Source organism: Sphingosinicella soli (assembly GCF_014199685.1).
GTDB classification, from domain to species: Bacteria; Pseudomonadota; Alphaproteobacteria; order Sphingomonadales; family Sphingomonadaceae; genus Sphingosinicella; species Sphingosinicella soli.
The window spans coordinates 1-17,842 of record NZ_JACHNZ010000025.1 but is presented as its reverse complement, the minus strand read 5'-3'; the positions used below and the strand labels follow the sequence as shown (position 1 = coordinate 17,842).

12 protein-coding genes are annotated in these 17,842 nt (G+C 62.1%); 10 read left to right on the top strand and 2 right to left on the bottom strand.

The window, feature by feature from the left end; translation table 11 throughout:
* Positions 1 to 13: 13 nt before the first annotated feature.
* Entirely contained in the window at positions 14 to 1,405 is a 1,392-nt protein-coding gene (locus GGQ98_RS11355; protein WP_184069559.1) for an FAD-binding oxidoreductase, read from the bottom strand.
* A gap of 296 nt (positions 1,406 to 1,701) precedes the next feature.
* Here GGQ98_RS11355 and GGQ98_RS11350 point away from each other — a divergent pair, with 296 nt between their 5' ends.
* Positions 1,702 to 2,658: a helix-turn-helix domain-containing protein gene (locus GGQ98_RS11350; RefSeq protein WP_184069557.1), complete on the top strand. Its 957-nt coding sequence runs from the start codon at positions 1,702 to 1,704 to the stop codon at positions 2,656 to 2,658.
* Positions 2,659 to 2,978: 320 nt separating this feature from the next.
* Here GGQ98_RS11350 and GGQ98_RS11345 read toward each other — a convergent pair whose 3' ends face one another.
* Positions 2,979 to 5,237, bottom strand: coding sequence for a TonB-dependent receptor family protein (locus GGQ98_RS11345; RefSeq protein WP_184069555.1), 2,259 nt, complete (start codon positions 5,235 to 5,237; stop codon positions 2,979 to 2,981).
* Positions 5,238 to 5,507: 270 nt separating this feature from the next.
* Here GGQ98_RS11345 and GGQ98_RS11340 point away from each other — a divergent pair, with 270 nt between their 5' ends.
* The 9 genes from GGQ98_RS11340 to GGQ98_RS11300 all read left to right on the top strand — a co-directional run bounded on the left by GGQ98_RS11340 (position 5,508) and on the right by GGQ98_RS11300 (position 17,725).
* On the top strand, positions 5,508 to 6,446 hold the full coding sequence (locus GGQ98_RS11340; protein ID WP_207791368.1) for an extracellular solute-binding protein: 939 nt from the start codon (positions 5,508 to 5,510) through the stop codon (positions 6,444 to 6,446).
* Positions 6,447 to 6,517: 71 nt separating this feature from the next.
* A complete protein-coding gene (locus tag GGQ98_RS11335; protein WP_184069551.1) occupies positions 6,518 to 8,023 on the top strand; it encodes an ABC transporter permease subunit in 1,506 nt (501 codons plus the stop codon).
* Positions 8,024 to 8,033: 10 nt separating this feature from the next.
* The gene (locus GGQ98_RS11330; RefSeq protein ID WP_184069549.1) at positions 8,034 to 9,068 is read left to right on the top strand and encodes an ATP-binding cassette domain-containing protein; all 1,035 of its coding nucleotides are present in this window, start codon (positions 8,034 to 8,036) and stop codon (positions 9,066 to 9,068) included.
* A gap of 260 nt (positions 9,069 to 9,328) precedes the next feature.
* Positions 9,329 to 9,922, top strand: coding sequence for an RNA polymerase sigma factor (locus GGQ98_RS11325; protein ID WP_184069547.1), 594 nt, complete (start codon positions 9,329 to 9,331; stop codon positions 9,920 to 9,922).
* Complete coding sequence (locus GGQ98_RS11320; RefSeq protein WP_184069545.1) at positions 9,900 to 10,889, top strand: FecR family protein; 990 nt, start codon at positions 9,900 to 9,902, stop codon at positions 10,887 to 10,889. The genes GGQ98_RS11325 and GGQ98_RS11320 overlap by 23 nt, the downstream gene beginning before the upstream one ends.
* Positions 10,890 to 11,266: 377 nt before the next feature.
* Entirely contained in the window at positions 11,267 to 14,074 is a 2,808-nt protein-coding gene (locus tag GGQ98_RS11315; RefSeq protein WP_184069543.1) for a TonB-dependent receptor domain-containing protein, read from the top strand.
* Between the two features lie 80 nt (positions 14,075 to 14,154).
* On the top strand, positions 14,155 to 15,447 hold the full coding sequence (locus tag GGQ98_RS11310) for a metallophosphoesterase family protein (RefSeq protein WP_184069541.1): 1,293 nt from the start codon (positions 14,155 to 14,157) through the stop codon (positions 15,445 to 15,447).
* 159 nt (positions 15,448 to 15,606) lie between these two features.
* Complete coding sequence (locus GGQ98_RS11305) at positions 15,607 to 16,959, top strand: alkaline phosphatase family protein (RefSeq protein ID WP_207791367.1); 1,353 nt, start codon at positions 15,607 to 15,609, stop codon at positions 16,957 to 16,959.
* A 274-nt stretch (positions 16,960 to 17,233) separates the two neighbouring features.
* Entirely contained in the window at positions 17,234 to 17,725 is a 492-nt protein-coding gene (locus GGQ98_RS11300) for a GFA family protein (RefSeq protein ID WP_243451835.1), read from the top strand.
* The last annotated feature ends 117 nt before the right edge of the window (positions 17,726 to 17,842 follow it).

The following is a 17,842-nucleotide window of genomic DNA, read 5'->3' as shown; positions in this document are numbered from 1 at the left end:
AATTGAACGCGAACTACGCAGCGCCGGCTCCGCGCGGCAGAATTTTTCCCGGATTCATGATGTTGTCGGGATCAAACACTGTTTTGAGACGGCGCATCATATCGATTTCCACCGCGCTGCGCGTGTATCCGAGATAATCGCGCTTTTCCTCGCCGATGCCGTGCTCGGCGGAAATCGATCCGTCGTATTCCGCAAGCGGTGCGTAGACGATTTCGCTGACGGCGGCATGGACGGCCACGCTGTCGCTTTGAACGAAAATCCAGACATGAAGGTTGCAATCGCCGATATGGCCCCAAACGATGCAGGCGTTGTCGGGCCAGCGGGCGTCGAGCTTGCTTCGGATTTCGCCGACATAAGCCTCCATTCTGGAAATCGGCAGGCTGACGTCGAACATGAAAACGGGCCCGTGGGACATCAGGGCTTCGACATCGTCGCGGATGCCCCAGATCGTGTCGCACTGCGCCTGCGACGCCGCGATGACCGCATCAACGATACGGCCTTCGGACGCGAGCGCGGCAAGCACGGTTTCGAAACTCTGCTCCGGCGCCGTCCCGCCGCCCACGGATTCGACGAGGATATAATAAGGCGCCCCGGCGGGAAGCGGCGGCCGCCCCGCGCGCGCGCCTGTCACCGTATCGTAGAATTCGCGCCACATGACTTCGAATGCGCTGAGCGAGCCCCCCAGCCACCGGTCGAGGTGCCGGAACGCATGGATCACGTCGGAGAACGTGCGAACGGAAATCAGCGCGACGCTTTTGTCGGGGCATTTTTCGCGCAGCCGCAGCACGGCGCGCGTCACAACGCCGAGGGTGCCTTCCGAGCCGATCAGAAGCTGTTTCAGATCATAGCCCGAATTGTTCTTTATCATCCGATTCATCGACGACAGCACGCTTCCGTCGGGAAGAACCGCTTCGAGGCCGAGCACCATCTCGCGCATCATGCCGAAGCGTACGACACGGTTTCCGCCCGCATTTGTCGCGATGTTGCCGCCGATGGTGGCGCTGCCGCGTGCGCCGAGATCGAGCGGAAAGAACAGGTCCGCGCTATCCGCAGCCTGCTGAAGCGCGTGCAGCGTGACGCCCGCCTCCACAACAGCCGTGCGGTCCACAGCGCTGAGCGATTCGATCTTCTGCATGCGATCGAGCGAAAGCAGTATCTGACCCGGGGCAGCGATCGCGCCGCGAACAAGCCCGGTTCCCCCGCCATAAGGGACGACCTCGACCTTGTTGCGATGGCAGAGTGCAAGAACGGTCGAAACCTCATGCGTCGAGGATGGCCGCACCACGGCAAGCGCCTTGCAGCTTTCCGCCGACGCCCAGCCTTCCGCCCGCGCGCGGACATCCTCGCCGTGCACGACGCCCTGTTCCCCGAGAACATCAATCAAGGCCTGAACAATGGCCGCCATCGGGCTCCCCGCTCTATTTTCACGATTGAAATGTAGAGTGCGTGGTCCAATCCGCTACGCTGACAATGCAAGGTAGGATGTCTTTGCGCGCAGCCCGCGCCCTGAAAAATACCGCAAAAAGGCGCCGCGGTTTGATGCATTGCCAAGCAGTGCCGCCTGAGGCATGCTGCCGCTGACCGTCCGACACGGCCCTGAAAGCTTCAGAACGGGCATGGCGTACGGCTGATACAGAGGCAGATGCCCGGCTTCCGCATAATCCCTGCGTAATGACACGGGCGCGCTTTTGGGGAGGTGGAATGTACGAATACACCGGCAATGCGTGGTCGACAGAGGGCTATGCCGCGTCCGAGCGCTTCGAGGCGTGGCGGCAGCAGCTGAATGCGATCTATCTGGATTGGTCGATCGAGAAGCCCGGCGATGCCGCCTATCAGGCCTCGGTCTCGACGCGCTCCTTCGACGATTTCACGCTGGTCAATTGCCGCTGCGAACCGTTTCGCGCATCACGCCGCGCCGCGCAGATGGCGCAGGACACGCGGGAGATTATCGGCGTCCAGCTCGTCATCAGCGGACGAGAGACTATGGATATCGGCGGCGAGCAAGTTTCGCTGTCCGAAGGCGATCTGATGATCTGGGACAACACGCGCCCGATGAGTTTTGCGGTGCAGGAATCGCTTCACAAACTCTCGATCATCATGCCGCTTTCGCGGTTCAAGAACTGGCTGCCGACATCCTGGTACACGATCGACAAGAAAATCGCCAAGGGCTCGATGTCCGGCCAGCTTCTATCCACGTTCATGCGCAACATGCCCGATCACATGTTCAATCGTGAAAATGCGAATGGAGATGCCCTGATCGAAGCGACCATGGGCCTTCTTGTCGATGCGCTGGACCCGCTGCGCGGAGGCAGCGAGGATCAGTCGCTTAAAGCCGCGCAGATGATGCGGATTCGCGGGATTATCAGCGAACATCTTTCCGACGGCGAGCTGACGCCCCACAAGGTGGCTGCTTTGGCGAAGATATCGGTGCGCTACCTCCACTGGCTATTCGAATCCGAGGGCATCACCGCGTCGCAGTATATCATTTCGCAGCGCTTGCAGCGTTGTCGGCGGGAACTTTCCAATCCGGTGATGGGCAACCGCACGATAACGGATATCGCCTTCTCGTGGGGATTCCAGAACTCCGCACACTTCAGCCGTCGATTTAAACAGGAGTTTGGGACTTCGCCTCACGAATTTCGCAAAATGACAAATTAAACATACAGCTTTGACGCTACATGAGGTGATGCGGCACTCTCCATTGTCGCGGAGAGCTGTCTTCCAAGCAGCCTATCCAAGGCGCCCACCAAATCGAGGGACCATCACGGCTGCGGCTGACGGACCCTCGCCGGACTTGGCTTGGTGACATCATACCAACAGCAAACCAGTCCTCCCCTGCGTGCGGCGGGCTCGCACTTCAGGTGCAGAAAATAGCTCGCCTCACTTGCGCGAACCGGCGCAAGGACAGGGAGGGGGCGATATGCCCTCTCCCTGTGCCTGTTTGCGGAAACGATCGGTGCAGTGCCCCTTACACGGCGTCAAAAGCGCGCGCGGATGCCGCCGAGCGCCAGTCGCGGCGCGCCGGGGCGGGCGCCCGCCGGAGAGAAAGCGGCGTTGTAGGTCACGTCGAACAGGTTCTGGACGGAACCGAACAACGAGAGGTTGCGCAGCAGGTCGACCTCGGCCGACAGGTCGATCACAACCCGGTCATCGATCCGGTCGGCGGGTACGATCGCGCCGCGGCCGGCGGTGGCGCGTGCCTTACCGACCCAGTTCAGCGTTGCGTTCAACCGGGCCGCGTTGAGCGCCAGCCCGGCGTTCACCGTCATCTGATGGCGCGGCAGATAGGGCAGCCGGTCGCCCGCGGTCACCGTCCCCCACGGCTCGTAACCGCTCGCGAAACTGGTTTTGAACTGGGCATCGGTGAAGGTGTAGGCGAGCGACACCGGGAACTCGAACCCGTCGTCGTCGATGCGCCCGAACGTCCTGCCGGCGGTGATTTCGACGCCCTTGACGTCCACCTCCCCGCCCGCAAACTGGTCGCCGATGTTGCAATTGCCCCCGGTCGAGGCGGTGCAGGTGCCCACCAGATTCGTATAATCATTGAAAAAGCCGATGACTTCGGTTCGCCAGGTGTCATTGCCCAGCTTGACCCCGGCCTCGTAGTTCCACGACGTTTCAGGATCGATTGTCGATCCCGGACCGGGGCTCGCAAAGCCACGATGCGCACCTGCAACGATCCGCACATTTTCGGCCGCACGCCAGGTTGCGGAAATCCCGGGAATGAAGACGTCGACGTTCGATTTGGCCACGGTGGTCGCGCCTGTCCGATCGGGATCGGTCAAGGCCCAGCGCGTTTGCCGAAGGTCAATCGTTTCGTAACGCAGGCCGGGAACGATGGTGACGTCGCCCGCTTCGATCGTGTCGCGGATGAAAAAGGCCCAGGCCTTGGCGTCGCCGATGCGATTGTCCTGGCTGCCGGGCGCGCCCGGCGTCGTCAGGACCATGCGGCCATCGATCATCTGGTAACGATCGTCCTGCTGCAAACGATCCTCTTCATCCTCGTGATAGCGGGCCGAAAGTTCGAGCGTGTGGGCGATGCCGCCGGTGCCGAACCGCGCGGTGAGCACGCTCTGCACCCCCGTCGACTGATAGATCCGGTTGTTGTTGCGCACGCGCAGCGCGCCCGCGCGCCCGGTGAAGCCGTCGGCGCCGATCAGGTCGGCCATTTGCAGCGGGTTGGCACCGGGGTTGTCGAGAACGCTGCCGATCGCCACCCAACCGGTGTCCGCGCTGTTGCGGACATCGTTGAGCTTGTACCAGGAGCGCGCCGTATCGGTGCGATAGGCGACCGTCGTCAGATTGATGTTTGGCGCGATGTCGAACCGGTGGCTGAGCTGATAGGTCGTGTGTGCGACGTCCATCACGTCGACCTGGCTGCCGTTATAACGGCGGTTCGGCGACGCGGCGAAGTCGGCGAGCGTCAGCCCCAGATAGGTTTCGTTGCTCGTTTCGTCGTAGTTCTGATATTTGAATTCGAGCGCGTGCCGCCCGTCGGTGCTGCGCAGACCCAGTTTCACCGTCCAGTCGGTGATCTCGAAACCGGTATCGCCGCCGATGTCGAGCCTCTTGAATCCGCTCGAATGCTCATACAATCCTTCAGCAAGCGCGCCGATCTCGATCCCGCCGCCCAGCGGCGCCCAGCCACCGGCCCAGCCGTGCGCCCGCCGGCCGTCGTGGTTGCCCAGCAGCAATTCGGCCTTGCCCGCCAGCGTTCCAGCCGCAACGTCGGGGATCGGCGTCGAAAACAGGTTCAGCGCGCCGCCGACCGTCATCGGGCCATATTTGATCGCGGCCGGTCCCTTGGCCACCTCGATCGCGGCGATTCGCGCGGTGCGCGGGAAATAATAGGCCGCGGGCGCCGAATAGGGCGCGGGGGCAATCAGCACCCCGTCTTCCATCACCGTGATCCGGCCGTTGCGGTCGGTGCCCGATCCGCGGATGCCGATATTGGGGCGCAGGCCGAAGCCTTCCTCTTCCTGAAGGTAGACGCCCGGAATCTGACGCAGCACGCGGTTGATGTCGGCGTAGGAAAAGCGTTCGAGGTCGGCGGTGTCGAGCCGCTGTACCGAGCCGCCGATGTCGAGCGTGTCCGCCTTTGACGCCGTCACCACGATGCTGTCGATGACCTGCCCCGATCCGGCGTCACCTTCGGCGGCGGTTTCAGCCATCGCCGAGGGGCCCGACAATCCCGCGATCAGCAACGCGCAGCAGCTCACACTCATTCTGGTCGACATCGGCCCGGCCATCTTTTCCATTCGATTTGATTCGATGTGCCAACTAATGACAATCACTATCATTTGCAATGCGCCGGTTGCAAACAGACGGAAACACGGCGCATCGGCAAGAGATGTATTGCGAGTGGTTCTCAATAATGATAGGCCGAATGCCCATTCCCCTGAGAAAGGTCGATCGTGCGGAATTTATTGATTTTAGCGACAGGCGCCGCCATGGCGCTGAGCGGCTGTTCAGGCGGCGAAAAGGCTGCGCACACCCAGGAAGTCAACTTGTACACCGCGCGCCATTACGACAGCGACCAGGCGCTCTATGACCGGTTTACCCAGGAAACCGGCATCAAGATCAACCGCATCGAGGGCCGACCCGACGAGCTGGTCGCGCGGATGAAGAGCGAGGGCGCGAACAGCCCCGCCGACCTGTTCATCACCGCCGATGCGGGCGCACTGTGGCGCGCGCAGCAGGCTGGGCTGTTTCAGCCGACGGTTTCCGAAACGCTGACGACGCGCATCCCGGCGAACCTGCGCGAACCCGGCGGCAACTGGTACGGCTTCATGCGCCGCGCGCGCGTCGTCGCCTATGACGCGGCCACGGTGAAGCCTGAGGAAATCGACGATTATGCCAAGCTCGCGGGGCCGCGCTTCAAGGGCAAGATCTGCGTCCGGTCGTCGGACAGCGTTTACAACCTCTCGCTCGTCGGCGCGCTGATCGAGGCGTGGGGCCCCGACCGGGCGGGCGAATGGGTCAACGGCATCGTCGCCAACATGGCGCGGCCGCCCGAAGGCGGGGATCGCGACCAGATCCGCGCCGTTGCGGCGGGGGTGTGCGAGGTCGCGATCACCAACAGCTATTATTATATCCGCATGGCGACCGGCGACGATGCCGACGATCGCGCCGTGACCGACAAGGTCAAGCTCGGCTTCCCGAACCTGGACGGCAAGGGCGCGCATGTGAATATCTCGGGCGGCGGTGTTGCAAAGAACGCCCCGAACCAGGCCAATGCCGTCAAGCTGCTCGAATTTTTCGCCTCGGCAGATTCGCAGACGCATATTTCGGCGAACAATAACGAGTATCCGGCCTCGCCCGACGTCCCGGCCCCGCCGCCCGTCGATGCCTATGCGAACTTTACCGCGAATCCGATGAGCGTCGCCGCCTTTGCGGCGCGGCAGCCGGCGGCGCAGTCGCTGATGAGCGCGGCGGGCTGGCGCTGACAACCGCCGCAGCCCTTCGCCGCTCTGTCCCGTCACCGCTCGCCAGTCTCGCCGCGCTGGCGGGGCTGGCGGTGGCTTTGCCGCTGATCGGCGTGCTGCTCGCGGCGTTCGGGACCGACACCGCCGACATCGCGGGCCGCGACATTGCGCGCTATGCGCTGACCTCCGCGTGGCTGGCGCTGCTCGTCGGCGGCCTCACGGCGGTGGCGGGGACGATCGCGGCATGGCTGGTGGTGATGCACCGTTTTCCCGGCCGCGGCGTCTTCGCCTGGGCGCTGGCGCTGCCGCTGGCGACCCCGGCCTTTGCGCTGGCCTATGGCTATGCCGACCTGTTCGATGTTGCGGGATCACTGCGCATCTGGCTGCGCGACACGACAGGACACGACCTGCCGTTCGAAATGCGCAGCATCGGCGGCGCGGCGTTCATCCTGTCGGCGGCCTTTTATCCCTATGTCTATCTCGCCATGCGCGCCGCCTTTCTCAACCAGTCGGTGAATGTGCTGGAGGCGGCGCGGATGCTCGGCTGCGGCGGCGGGCGGGCGATGTGGCGCGTCGCGCTGCCGATGGCGCGCCCGGCGCTTGCCGCAGGCGTTGCGCTCGCGGTGATGGAAACGCTCGCCGACTATGGCGCGGTCCAGTTCCTCAGCGTCCAGACGCTGACCACCGGCGTCGTGCGCGCCTGGTCGGTCTATGGCTCGACGGTCAGCGCGGCGCGGTTCGCGCTGCCTTTGCTGGCTGCGGCGGCGCTGCTGCTGTGGATCGAGCGCGCCAGCCGCAGGGGCGCGACGCACGAAACGGGCAAGGCGCGCTGGCGGACCATCGATGTGCAGCCGCTCGCCGGGGTGTGGCGCTGGCTCGCCTTCGGCTTTTGCCTGTCGTTGCTGACCGCTGGTTTGCTGCTCCCCGTCGGCTGGCTGATCTGGAACCTCGCGCAGACGACGCCCGACTGGGCGCGGCTGGCTTTGGCGACGCGCAACAGCCTGCTGCTCGGCGTCGCCGGAGCCTTCGTCACCGTCGCGCTCGCGACGATGCTGGCGCTCGGGACGCGGCGCTTGCCGATCGCAGCAAGGATCGCCAGCCTCGGCTATGCCACCCCCGGCGCGGTGATGGCGATCGGCCTGCTCGCACCCGCCGGGCTGATCTGGAACCTCGCGCCGGGGTCGGGAACGGCGGTCGCGATCGTGCTTCTGGTCCTCGCCTATGCGGCGCGGCTGATGGCGGCGGCGCTTGAGCCGATCGACGCGGGGCTGGCGCGCGTCACCCCGTCGATGCGCCACGCCGCGCGCACGCTGGGACGCGGCGAGACCGGCGCGGCGTTTGCAGTCGACCTGCCGGTCGCGCGCGGCGCGCTGCTGACCGCGCTGCTGATCATCTTCATCGATGTGCTGAAAGAACTGCCCGCGACGCTGATCCTGCGCCCGTTCAATTTCGACACGCTCGCGGTGATCGCGAACAATTATGCGCTCGACGAACGGCTGGGACAGGCAGGGCTGCCGTCGCTGCTGATCGTCGCGCTGTCGCTTCCCGCCGTCCTCTGGCTGACACGCCGCATTGCGACCGCGCGTCCCGGCGACTAGGCACCTTACCGTGGCTGACGATCCTGTTCTCGAACTGCGCGATGTCGTGCGTGCCTATCCGGGCCGCACCGCAGTCGATGGCGCGTCCTTTGCCTTGCCGCCTGGCGGGATAACCTGCCTGCTCGGCCCCTCGGGCTGCGGAAAAAGCACCTTGCTGCGCCTGATCGCGGGGCTGGAGCCTGTCGATGACGGCGAGATCCGGATCCGCGGGCAGGCCGTCGCCGCACCAGGACTGACTGCGGCGCCCGAACATCGCGGCGTCGGACTGGTGTTTCAGGACAATGCGCTGTTCCCGCACCTCGACGTCCGTGCCAACATCGGCTTCGGCCTCACCGGCATGGCCGCCGACGTCCGCCGTGCGCGCGTCGCAGTGCTGCTCGACCGCTTCCACATCGCGCATCTGGCCGACGCCTGGCCGCATATGCTGTCGGGCGGCGAGCAGCAGCGCGTGGCAATCGCGCGCGCACTGGCGCGCGAACCGTCGCTGCTGCTGCTCGACGAGCCCTTTTCCGGTCTCGACGGTCATCTGCGCGGCGCGGTGCGCGATGCGCTCCTCGCGGATCTGCGCGCGGCGGGCACGAGCGTATTGATCGTCACCCATGACCCCGAAGAAGCGATGATGATCGCCGACAATCTCATCCTGATGGCCGAAAGCCGGATCCTTCAGACCGGCCGACCCGAGGATTGCTACCATCGGCCCGTGTCGATCGCGGCGGCGCGCCTGCTCGGCGACATCGCGGTGATTGATGCCGTCGTGACGAACGGGATTGCCGATACTGTGCTGGGCGCGGTGCAAGCCGCTGGCATTGCCGATGGCGCCGCAAAGATCGCAGTTCGGCCTGATGCGATTGTTGCCAGCTCGACAGGCGTTGCTGCGACCGTGTCGGCGATACGCTTCGCGGGTCGTTATTACATCGTCGAAGCCTTTGCCGCAGATCAGTATTTCACCTTCCAGCTGCCGGGAAAACCCCCGGCGAATGGCGAGCCGGTGACCCTGGCTCTTCGCCCGGGTGCTCTCCCGCTGGTCGTGCGAGATGATGATTAAACTCTGCGTTCCGACCGCGCCCAGTCGCGACACCAGCGTAACTGATGATCGCTCGATTTGGCGGACACCTTTGACAAGAGGCCCTTGGGTAACTGTCGTTTGAAATCCGCAAACTCCCAACGGGCGTTTTCGCCTGGCCGCTGCGACGATCGCACCTGATGTCATGAGCCTGTCACGCATCCCCTGTTTCAGATGGCGAGCGATATGGTCGCCATGATTCGGTTAGCAATGATCCACTGAAGTGCGAACGGCGGCGTTGGATGAATGATGAGAACGACACCATTTCGGCTTGGCTCGCTCGGGAAATCGTTCCTCATGAACGGGACGTGCGCAACTGGCTTTCGCGCCGTTGGTATCACGTTCTCGATATAGAGGACGTCATTCAGGAAGCCTATTGCCGCCTGGCGAGCTTGGCTTCGGTCGATCATATCGAATGCCCGCGATCCTATTTTTTCCGCACTGTTCACACGGTCGCGACAGACCTGATGCGCAGGGCCGGCATCGTAAACTTCACATCCATGACCCAAATCGACTTGTCGAACGTCGTAGATAGTGGCCCTCTTGCGGATCGGGCATTGGAGGCGAAACAGGAACTCGAACGTGTGAACCGATTGCTTGCCGAATTGTCCGAAACGCATCGCCGCGCGATCGAGCTGCGGCGTGTCGAAGGCCTTTCGAGGCGGGAAACCGCTGAACGCCTGCAGGTCAGCGAGGACGCGCTGAAGAAGTACGTCGAGCGCGGTATGCACCGTATCCTGAAGATCATGGCGGAGCAGGATGAGCGCGTGGAGAACGGCGAACCGGATAATGTCGAAAGGGAGGCGGAAGTCATTGGCAAGCAACGGCGTCACTAACGGCATCAACGAGGAAGCCGTTCGCTGGGCCGTCGAGCTGGCGTATGGCGAGATGACCGCCGAGGACGAGGCAAGACTGGAAGCCTGGCTGGCGGCAGATACCCGCCATCGGGGAGCGTTTGCGCGCGCGCGGGCATGGATGCGTGCGACAGACGATGCCGTTGCGGGCGCCTCCCATGAGAGTTGGGCTGAAGGACCGGGGTTGGTTTCGCGGCGGCGCTCCGTTTTTGCGCGGAACCGAAAAATCGCTCCTGGGGTCGCCGCTTTGGCGGCCTGCCTGGTTGCGATCGTGAGCGTCGGCGGACCGGCGCTTCTGTCCGCCCAACGATCGGCGCACGCGCCGGCGAGGGAAGTCGTGAAACTGAACGATGGATCGGTCGCAACACTCAGCGCGGATGCAAACATCGAAGTCGCGCTTTCGGCTGACCATCGTAGGGTTACACTGCTCGCCGGTGAAGCAACCTTCCAGGTTGCGAAGGACAAGGCGCGCCCCTTCGTGGTGCGTTCAGGCGATGTCTATGCACAGGCAACCGGAACCACGTATTCCGTCCGCCGCATGGGGCCCACGGGCGGCACGATCAAGGTCACGGAAGGCAGCGTACTGGTCTGGCCTCGCGACGAGCGCGATCAGGCCGTTCTGCTTCAAGCAGGCGGCATGGTGACGCTCGATCCCGGGCCGAAAAAGCCGAGCGACGTGCCGACAGCGTCTGCGTCCCCGCAACTTCCTCCGCCGGAACTGGCGCAGATTTCGCTCGACAACGTGTCGATCAAGTCGGCCGTTGCCCGATTCAATCGCGTCAACAGCACGAAGATCGTGATCACCGATCCCGCCATCGAAGACATGACGATTATCGGCCTGTACAAGGCCAATGATCCCGAACAGTTTGCGCATGCCGTCGCCGCCGTGGCAGGAGGAAGCGTAGAACATGGTCGGGAAGGAATTGTAATAAATTCGAAATCAAACTGAACACAAACATTAACACCTCCCTCGAAGACCCAAAACTGATTTTGACACGTCTTTAGATCAGACGGCAAAACACAAAAGGGCCAATTCAAATGCATTCTTCTTTCTTGCGATCAGCCGCATCATTTGCGGCTGTGGCGGTGACTATTTGTGCATCCAGTGCAGCGCAAGCGCAGGTCCGCAACTTCAACATTGCCGCACAGCCTGCTTCGAGCGGCATTCGCGAATTCGCTCGGCAGGCTGGAATCCAGATCACGCTTGCCGGCCGCGACGCGGAGGAAAATCGGACAAACGCCGTGCGGGGAAGCCTCGATGTCAGAGTCGCGCTCGACCAGCTTCTGTCCGGCACCCGCCTGACAGTTCGTTCCTTTGATGGAAAAGTGGCGATTCTTGGCGCGAACGCGCCGTTGCCCGTAATCGAGGAGGATAGCGCTATTGTCGTCACCGGGTCACGCATCGCGCGGCCGGAACTCGAGAACCCGATGCCGGTCAGCGTCATCAACATGGAGCAGTCCCGGCAACTCGGTCTTGTCACCGCGTGGGCGGCACTGATCCGCGAACCTTCAATTTCGCCAGGCGTCGGACGCGGCAATGCGGGCTCGCAAAATTTCGATGGCGGCACGGCATCCATCAATCTGCGCAACATGGGCGTCAATCGCACGCTCACCCTTCTTGACGGCAAACGTCGCGTATCCGGCTCCGCGCGGAGTTCGGCGGTCGACCTCAACATGATTCCTGTCGGCATGATCGACCGGATCGAGGTGATTACGGGCGGTGCCGCCGCAATCTATGGTGCGGACGCCGTCACGGGCGCGGTGAACATCATCACCAAACGGGATATCGAAGGCATCGAACTCTCCGGCACGTCGGGCATTTCCCAGAAGGGCGATGGCGCCACTCAGTCCCTGTCTCTCGTCGCGGGCTCGAAGCTCGCCGGGGGGCGCGGTTCCGTCAGCATCGGCGGCACCTACGTCAAAAGCAACGGCGTCCACGTCAATGATCGCGATTATGCACACCGCCATCTCGTTTATCAGTCCAATCCCGCCAACACCGGGCTGGCTGACGGAATTCCCGATACCATCATCTACACCAACTGGGCTGCAACGCGTCTGAACGTGAACCCGACCTTCGTTCATGACAACATCAATTACGTCTACCTCAACGACGCGGTAAAGGTTCAGAACATCAACCGGGTCTCGACGCCGGGAGAATATACAGCCGGAACAGGCGAGTATTTCGTCGAAGGCACGCTGCCGCTCAATTCCGGGGAGCAGCTTGTTTCCCCGCTGGAGCAGTTCTCCGTGATCGGCAATTTCGACTATCAACTGACCGACGCGATCCGGTACTCCGCGCGCGTCGATTATGGTCATACGCTGTATAACGGAACGAAGACCTATATCCGCGAGGACAGCCGCAACACGTGGCTGAACGGGGCCGGCGGCGCCACGGCCTTTCTCGACAACCCCTTTCTGCCCGATCCCATTCGGCAGTTCATGACCGACAACGACCTGACATCGCTTCGCCTGGCACGCATCTATCCGGAAATGGGCATCCGGCGGGACGTGCAGAAGCGTAATGCCTACACAATTTCGAACGAGATCGGCGGTCGACTGACCGGCGACCTCGAATGGAACGGCTTCTTCCAGTATGGGCGAACGTCCAACAACGTCTCCAACCCCGGCACGCTCCGGGCCAATCGCTGGATTTCGGCGCGTGATGTTGTCGCCGACCCGGTAACCGGCGATCCCGTGTGCCGTGATCCCGAGGCACGTGCCGCAGGCTGCGTTCCCTACAATGTTTTCGGCAATGCTGCGCCGACGGACGCGCAGCGCGACTGGCTGTTCGCCACGCGCCGCGAGAAGTGGGTGAACACGCAGACGATCTTTGGCGGCAGCATCGTCGGCCGGGCGTTCCGTCTTCCTTACGGCGATGTTTCGGTCGCGATCGGCGCGGAAAGGCGCGAGGAGACGCTGAACACACGGGAAGATCCGCTCGCTGTTCCCGGCGAACTCGCGCATAGCGGCGGCGTCACGCAGCATGCCGAAATCGACGCGGCGCTCGAGGTATCCGAATTTTACGGCGAACTGGTTGTCCCTGTGCTGCAGGGCTTGCCGTTTGCCCGCCGCCTCGAAGTCGAGGGCGCCTATCGTTACTCGGACTACAACACGTTCGGCAACACGGATGCCTGGAAAGCGGGTCTCATCTGGTCGCCGGTCGACGGCGTCACCTTTCGCGGCGTGCGTTCACGCAGCGTGCGCGTGCCCAATTTCGGCGAACTCTATGAGCCGGTCAACACAGGCGTATCGAACCTCGACGACCCGTGCGAGGCGCAGAACATCTATGTTAGCGCCACGCGGGAGGCCAATTGTCGTGCGCTCGGCATCACCACACCCGGCCTTGCCAGTCAGCTGACGTCTCAGCTCACCACAGGCGGCAACCCCGACCTGATGCCGGAAACGTCGAACAGCCTCACGCTCGGCGTCATCCTGCAGCCGCGGTTCATTCCGGGCCTCGACATCACGGCCGACTACTGGGACATCGACATCGAGAGCGTTATCACTCAATTCACCGGAAACCAGATCGCGGCCTATTGCGTCGATCTGCCCACGATCGACAACATCTTCTGCGATGCGATGACACGCGATCAGAGCGACCCGGTTCGCGCGATCGCAACGATGAGAACGCAGCAGATCAACGCGTCGAACATGACGGCGCGGGGTCTCGACTTCGGTGTCAATTATCGGCGGGATATCGGCGAGGGCCTGTTCAGCATCGGCTTCAAGGGCACATATCTTCTTGATAAGGAAACCGAGGCCGTGCCCGGCATCGAGGCCAGCATCCTGAAACAGGTGACGGGATATCTCGATCCACGTTTCCGGGGCAATGTTTTCGCCAGCTATGCGATCAACGGCTTCAACATTGCCTGGAATACGCAAATCCGCGGGGCGTCGCTTCATGTCACCAATGCGACCTCGGATGAGGCCTTCGATACCAACAGGGTTCCTTCGTGGATCAACAACGACGTGTCGCTCGGATACGCGGTCAATGAAAACTATCGATTCACGTTCGGCGTCAACAACGTGTTCAACGTGAAGCCGCCGCAGGTGCCGGACACCTACACCGGTTCCGGCGGTATCTTTGACACGATCGGGCGATACTTTTTCGTGGGCGCCAACGCCAAGTTCTGACGGGTATCGGGAAGGGGAAACCCCTCCCTCAAGCTCTCCCGGCGATCCGCCGCCGCTCAATCGAAGAGAAGGAAAATGCAATGAAGACGCGTCGGTGTATTCTGAACGGCAGCCTTGCAATGTTGACCGCTTTTGCCGTGACGGTATTGCCTTCGGCAGCGTTGGCCGCGAGCTACCGGGACGGCGATTGCGGCGCCTTCACTGTTGCGATGATCCCGGACACGCAGAATTACGTCGATTACAGGAACCAAGTCTGGTCGGGCTTCGCTTTCGATGCGACGGAGCAGCTTTACGCGCAGATGTTGTGGATTTCCCAGCAGTCGCGCAGCAGCGGCGGCGATATCGTGTTCGCCACGCACGTCGGAGACATCTGGCAGCATTATTCGGAGTGGATGGACCCGCATCATGCCGCGCGTGGTTTCAAAGGGATGCCCAACATCGGCGGTTCGGAAGTCGCCATCTCTCCCAAGGTCCACACAAGAGCTTTCGAGATTCCCGCTGCGGTGAACGGCTTCAAGCTTCTGATGGGCAAGATGCCATTTTCGGTAGTCCCGGGCAATCATGACCTGGATGCGCTGTGGACCGATCCGGCCCACCCTCCACGACCGGAACTGAAGCAGGCAGGCGTGCGGCATGTCGGCGGCCTCACGGGGTTTCAATCCGCGTTTTCCGACCGCTCCGGATTTTTCGACGGCAAGCCCTGGTACGTCGGCGCGCATGATGGCGGCGCCGACAGCGCCCAGATTTTCACCGCCGGTCAATGCCGCTTCCTGCACATCGGCCTACAGTATCATGCACCGGACGCCTCGCTGGCGTGGGCAGCGGAGATGATAGGCCGTTACCCCGGCCTGCCGACGATCGTCACGACCCACGATTATCTCGGCCGGGACGGTCGCCGGCATGGTGCCTCCAACCCCAACAACAGTGCTCTGGATTCGCTCGATAACAGTCCCGAAATGATATGGAACGAATTCCTAAGCCAGCATGACCAGATCTTCCTCGTCTTGAGCGGGCATGTCAGCGGACAAGGACTGGGAGCCGATACCAATCGGTTCGGCAATACGGTCTGGCAGATCATGGCTGACTATCAGGCAAGGGGACAAACGGCCAAGGATGCGGGTGCCGAGCGCGCTATCGGCGATGGCTGGTTAAGGCTGCTGAATTTTCGTCTCGATACGGACAAACCAAGCATCGAAGTCCGCACCTATTCCACGCATTATGGAAAGTTTGCAGGCGAAATTCCCGAGTACGGCACATGGTACAAGGCGCGGGAAGGCCATGCTGAACTTTCCGACCAAGACTTTTTGAAGCGCGACGAATTCACTGTCCCGCTCGAAGATTTCCACAAGCGTTTCAAGATGAGCGGGCAGTAAAATTCATCTGCCCCACCAAACGCATAGTGCCAATAAGCGTAGGAGAGCGCCGTGTCGCACAGCCCAACATTCACCCGCAGGCGCATCCTGAAAGGCGCTGCACAAACGGCCTCGCTTTCCGCGGCGCTCTCCCTGATGCCGCCCAATGTGCGGAAGCTGATGGCGCAGACCTCGCGCCGCAAGGGGTCGCTGAAGGACATAAAACATGTCGTTCTGCTGATGCAGGAAAACCGCTCGTTCGATCATTATTTCGGTACGATGGCCGGTGTGCGCGGCTTCGGCGATCCGAATGCGCTGGTGTTGCCCAATGGCCAGAATGTCTTCCACCAGCCGGATGCCGAGAACCCGAGGGGCTACACACTCCCTTTCCATCTCGACAGCTTTTCCACGAGTGCGCAGTCGTTGCCTTCCACCAGCCACGCCTGGGCGGTTCAACACCAGGCTTGGAACGGTGGGCAAATGGATCAGTGGCTCCCCGCACATCGCAAGGCGGACGGCGCGCACGGCCCTTACACGATGGGCTATTTCAAACGTGAGGACATCACCTTCCACCGGGCGCTGGCTGAGGCGTTCACGATCTGCGATGCCTATCATTGTTCCGTACTCGGCCCAACGCGGCCGAACCGTTTTCACTGGCTGACGGGAACGGCGAACGGGGATGGCCGCTTCGACTTTGCGCGAAACCAGTTTCCGCCGGAAGGTCTGACTTGGAAGACATACCCCGAACGTCTGGAGGAGGCGGGTGTAAGCTGGAAGGTACACCGGAATGCCGGTCCGGGTTTGGGTCTCAATATACTGCGGATGTTCCGTCAGTTCATGGACGCTCCGCCGGGATCACCGCTGCGCGTGAAAGGCATGCCGGTGGCGTCGGACGGTGAGTTCGAATATGAGGCCCTTCACGACCGGCTGCCGACGGTGACATGGCTGCACGCCAGTCAGGAGGCTTGCGAGCACCCGGCCAATGGCAGTCCGGCGGCGGGCGCGGAATTCATCGCCGGAAAGCTGGACGCACTCGCGGCCAACCCCGATGTCTGGGCGAAAACCGTCTTCATCCTGAACTACGATGAGAATGACGGCCTGTTCGACCATGTGCCACCGCCCGTTCCACCGGACGGCACCCCCGGCGAATTCATCGACGGCCTGCCGATCGGCGCGGGCTTCCGCGTCCCCTGCATCATCGTCTCGCCCTGGACGGCCGGCGGCTGGGTCTGCAGCCAGCCGTTTGAGCACACCTCGGTGCTCCGTTTTCTTGAACGTGTGACAGGCGTGCACGAGCCGAACATCTCCGACTGGCGCCGGAAGACTTTCGGTGACATGACTGCGGCCTTCCGTTTCGATGAATCGCTTGCCCGCCCGCCGGTGTTGCCCAGCACCGGCGACATGCTGAATCACGCGCGCTACGCAGAAAAGAATCTGCCGGCACCGCCCATTCCGGGGAGCGATCAGGTCTTTCCGATCCAGGACGGAGGCGAACGAAAACACACGGGATTCACGAATATAGAGGCTGAATGACTTCCCCATTTAGACGCTCTCTATCGGTGTGTTGATGCCCCTAGTCGGTCTTTCGTGCCCGGTCATGGTAAATTTTCTGTCGGCGCAGAGATGGTGGTAGATTTCACGGGCGATTTGCCTTCGGCATCTCGACGCGCATAGGATCCCGCATAGCCCAACCGACGATCTTGCGGGTCGCGAGGTCGAGCACGGCGCCTGCACCAACCCGCGCACGGTGCCGCGAAGAACCGTCGATCTGCTTCACAGCTGCCTTTCAGCTTTCGAATCATTGCGGATGTCCGGCGAATATGAAACGCTCCAAGCCATGATGACCAGTACCGGAGGATGCCAGTGTGGAGCGGTGCGCTTCCGGATCGAGGGCGAACTAGGAGAGGCCTCCATCTGCCATTGTCGGATGTGCCAGAAAGCAACCGGCGGGCTATTCGGACCTTACGTCGGAGCGCCATTCGATGCAGTAACCTGGACCCGAGGCCAGCCCAGTTATTTCCAGAGCTCCAACAAGGTACGTCGTGGGTTTTGCAGGGATTGTGGCACGCCCCTTACCTTCGAGTACGGTGAGGGAAATATCAGTTTCACGCTTGGCGCGATTGACAAACCGCGCTCAGTTCATCTCAGCGAGCAACTTGCGTCACCTGAGCGCATCGCTGATTTTGAAGCGTTGGCAAGTTTGCCGGAACACCCAACAGATGAGCCACGAGCAGCGGCTCATCTGGCAGGAATTATCTCCTTCCAGCATCCTGATTTTGACACCACAAGTTGGCCTTAGAGGACATAGAGCGAAGGCGACATGACGTGACCCCCTGATTTTCCTCCACGCGTGATTAGAGTCCGGCCCTGATGGAAGGACGGACGATGAAGCGACTGAGGTTTACGGAAGAGCAGA

What these genes read in the sequence shown, in the direction of transcription:
- GGQ98_RS11355 (WP_184069559.1), bottom strand. Translation starts at nt 1,405, where the DNA reads ATGGCGGCCATTGTTCAGGCCTTGATTGATGTTCTCGGGGAACAGGGC.
- GGQ98_RS11350 (WP_184069557.1), top strand. Translation starts at nt 1,702, where the DNA reads ATGTACGAATACACCGGCAATGCGTGGTCGACAGAGGGCTATGCCGCG.
- GGQ98_RS11345 (WP_184069555.1), bottom strand. Translation starts at nt 5,237, where the DNA reads ATGTCGACCAGAATGAGTGTGAGCTGCTGCGCGTTGCTGATCGCGGGA.
- GGQ98_RS11325 (WP_184069547.1), top strand. Translation starts at nt 9,329, where the DNA reads ATGAATGATGAGAACGACACCATTTCGGCTTGGCTCGCTCGGGAAATC.
- GGQ98_RS11310 (WP_184069541.1), top strand. Translation starts at nt 14,155, where the DNA reads ATGAAGACGCGTCGGTGTATTCTGAACGGCAGCCTTGCAATGTTGACC.
- GGQ98_RS11305 (WP_207791367.1), top strand. Translation starts at nt 15,607, where the DNA reads ATGGCGCAGACCTCGCGCCGCAAGGGGTCGCTGAAGGACATAAAACAT.
- GGQ98_RS11300 (WP_243451835.1), top strand. Translation starts at nt 17,234, where the DNA reads ATGTCCGGCGAATATGAAACGCTCCAAGCCATGATGACCAGTACCGGA.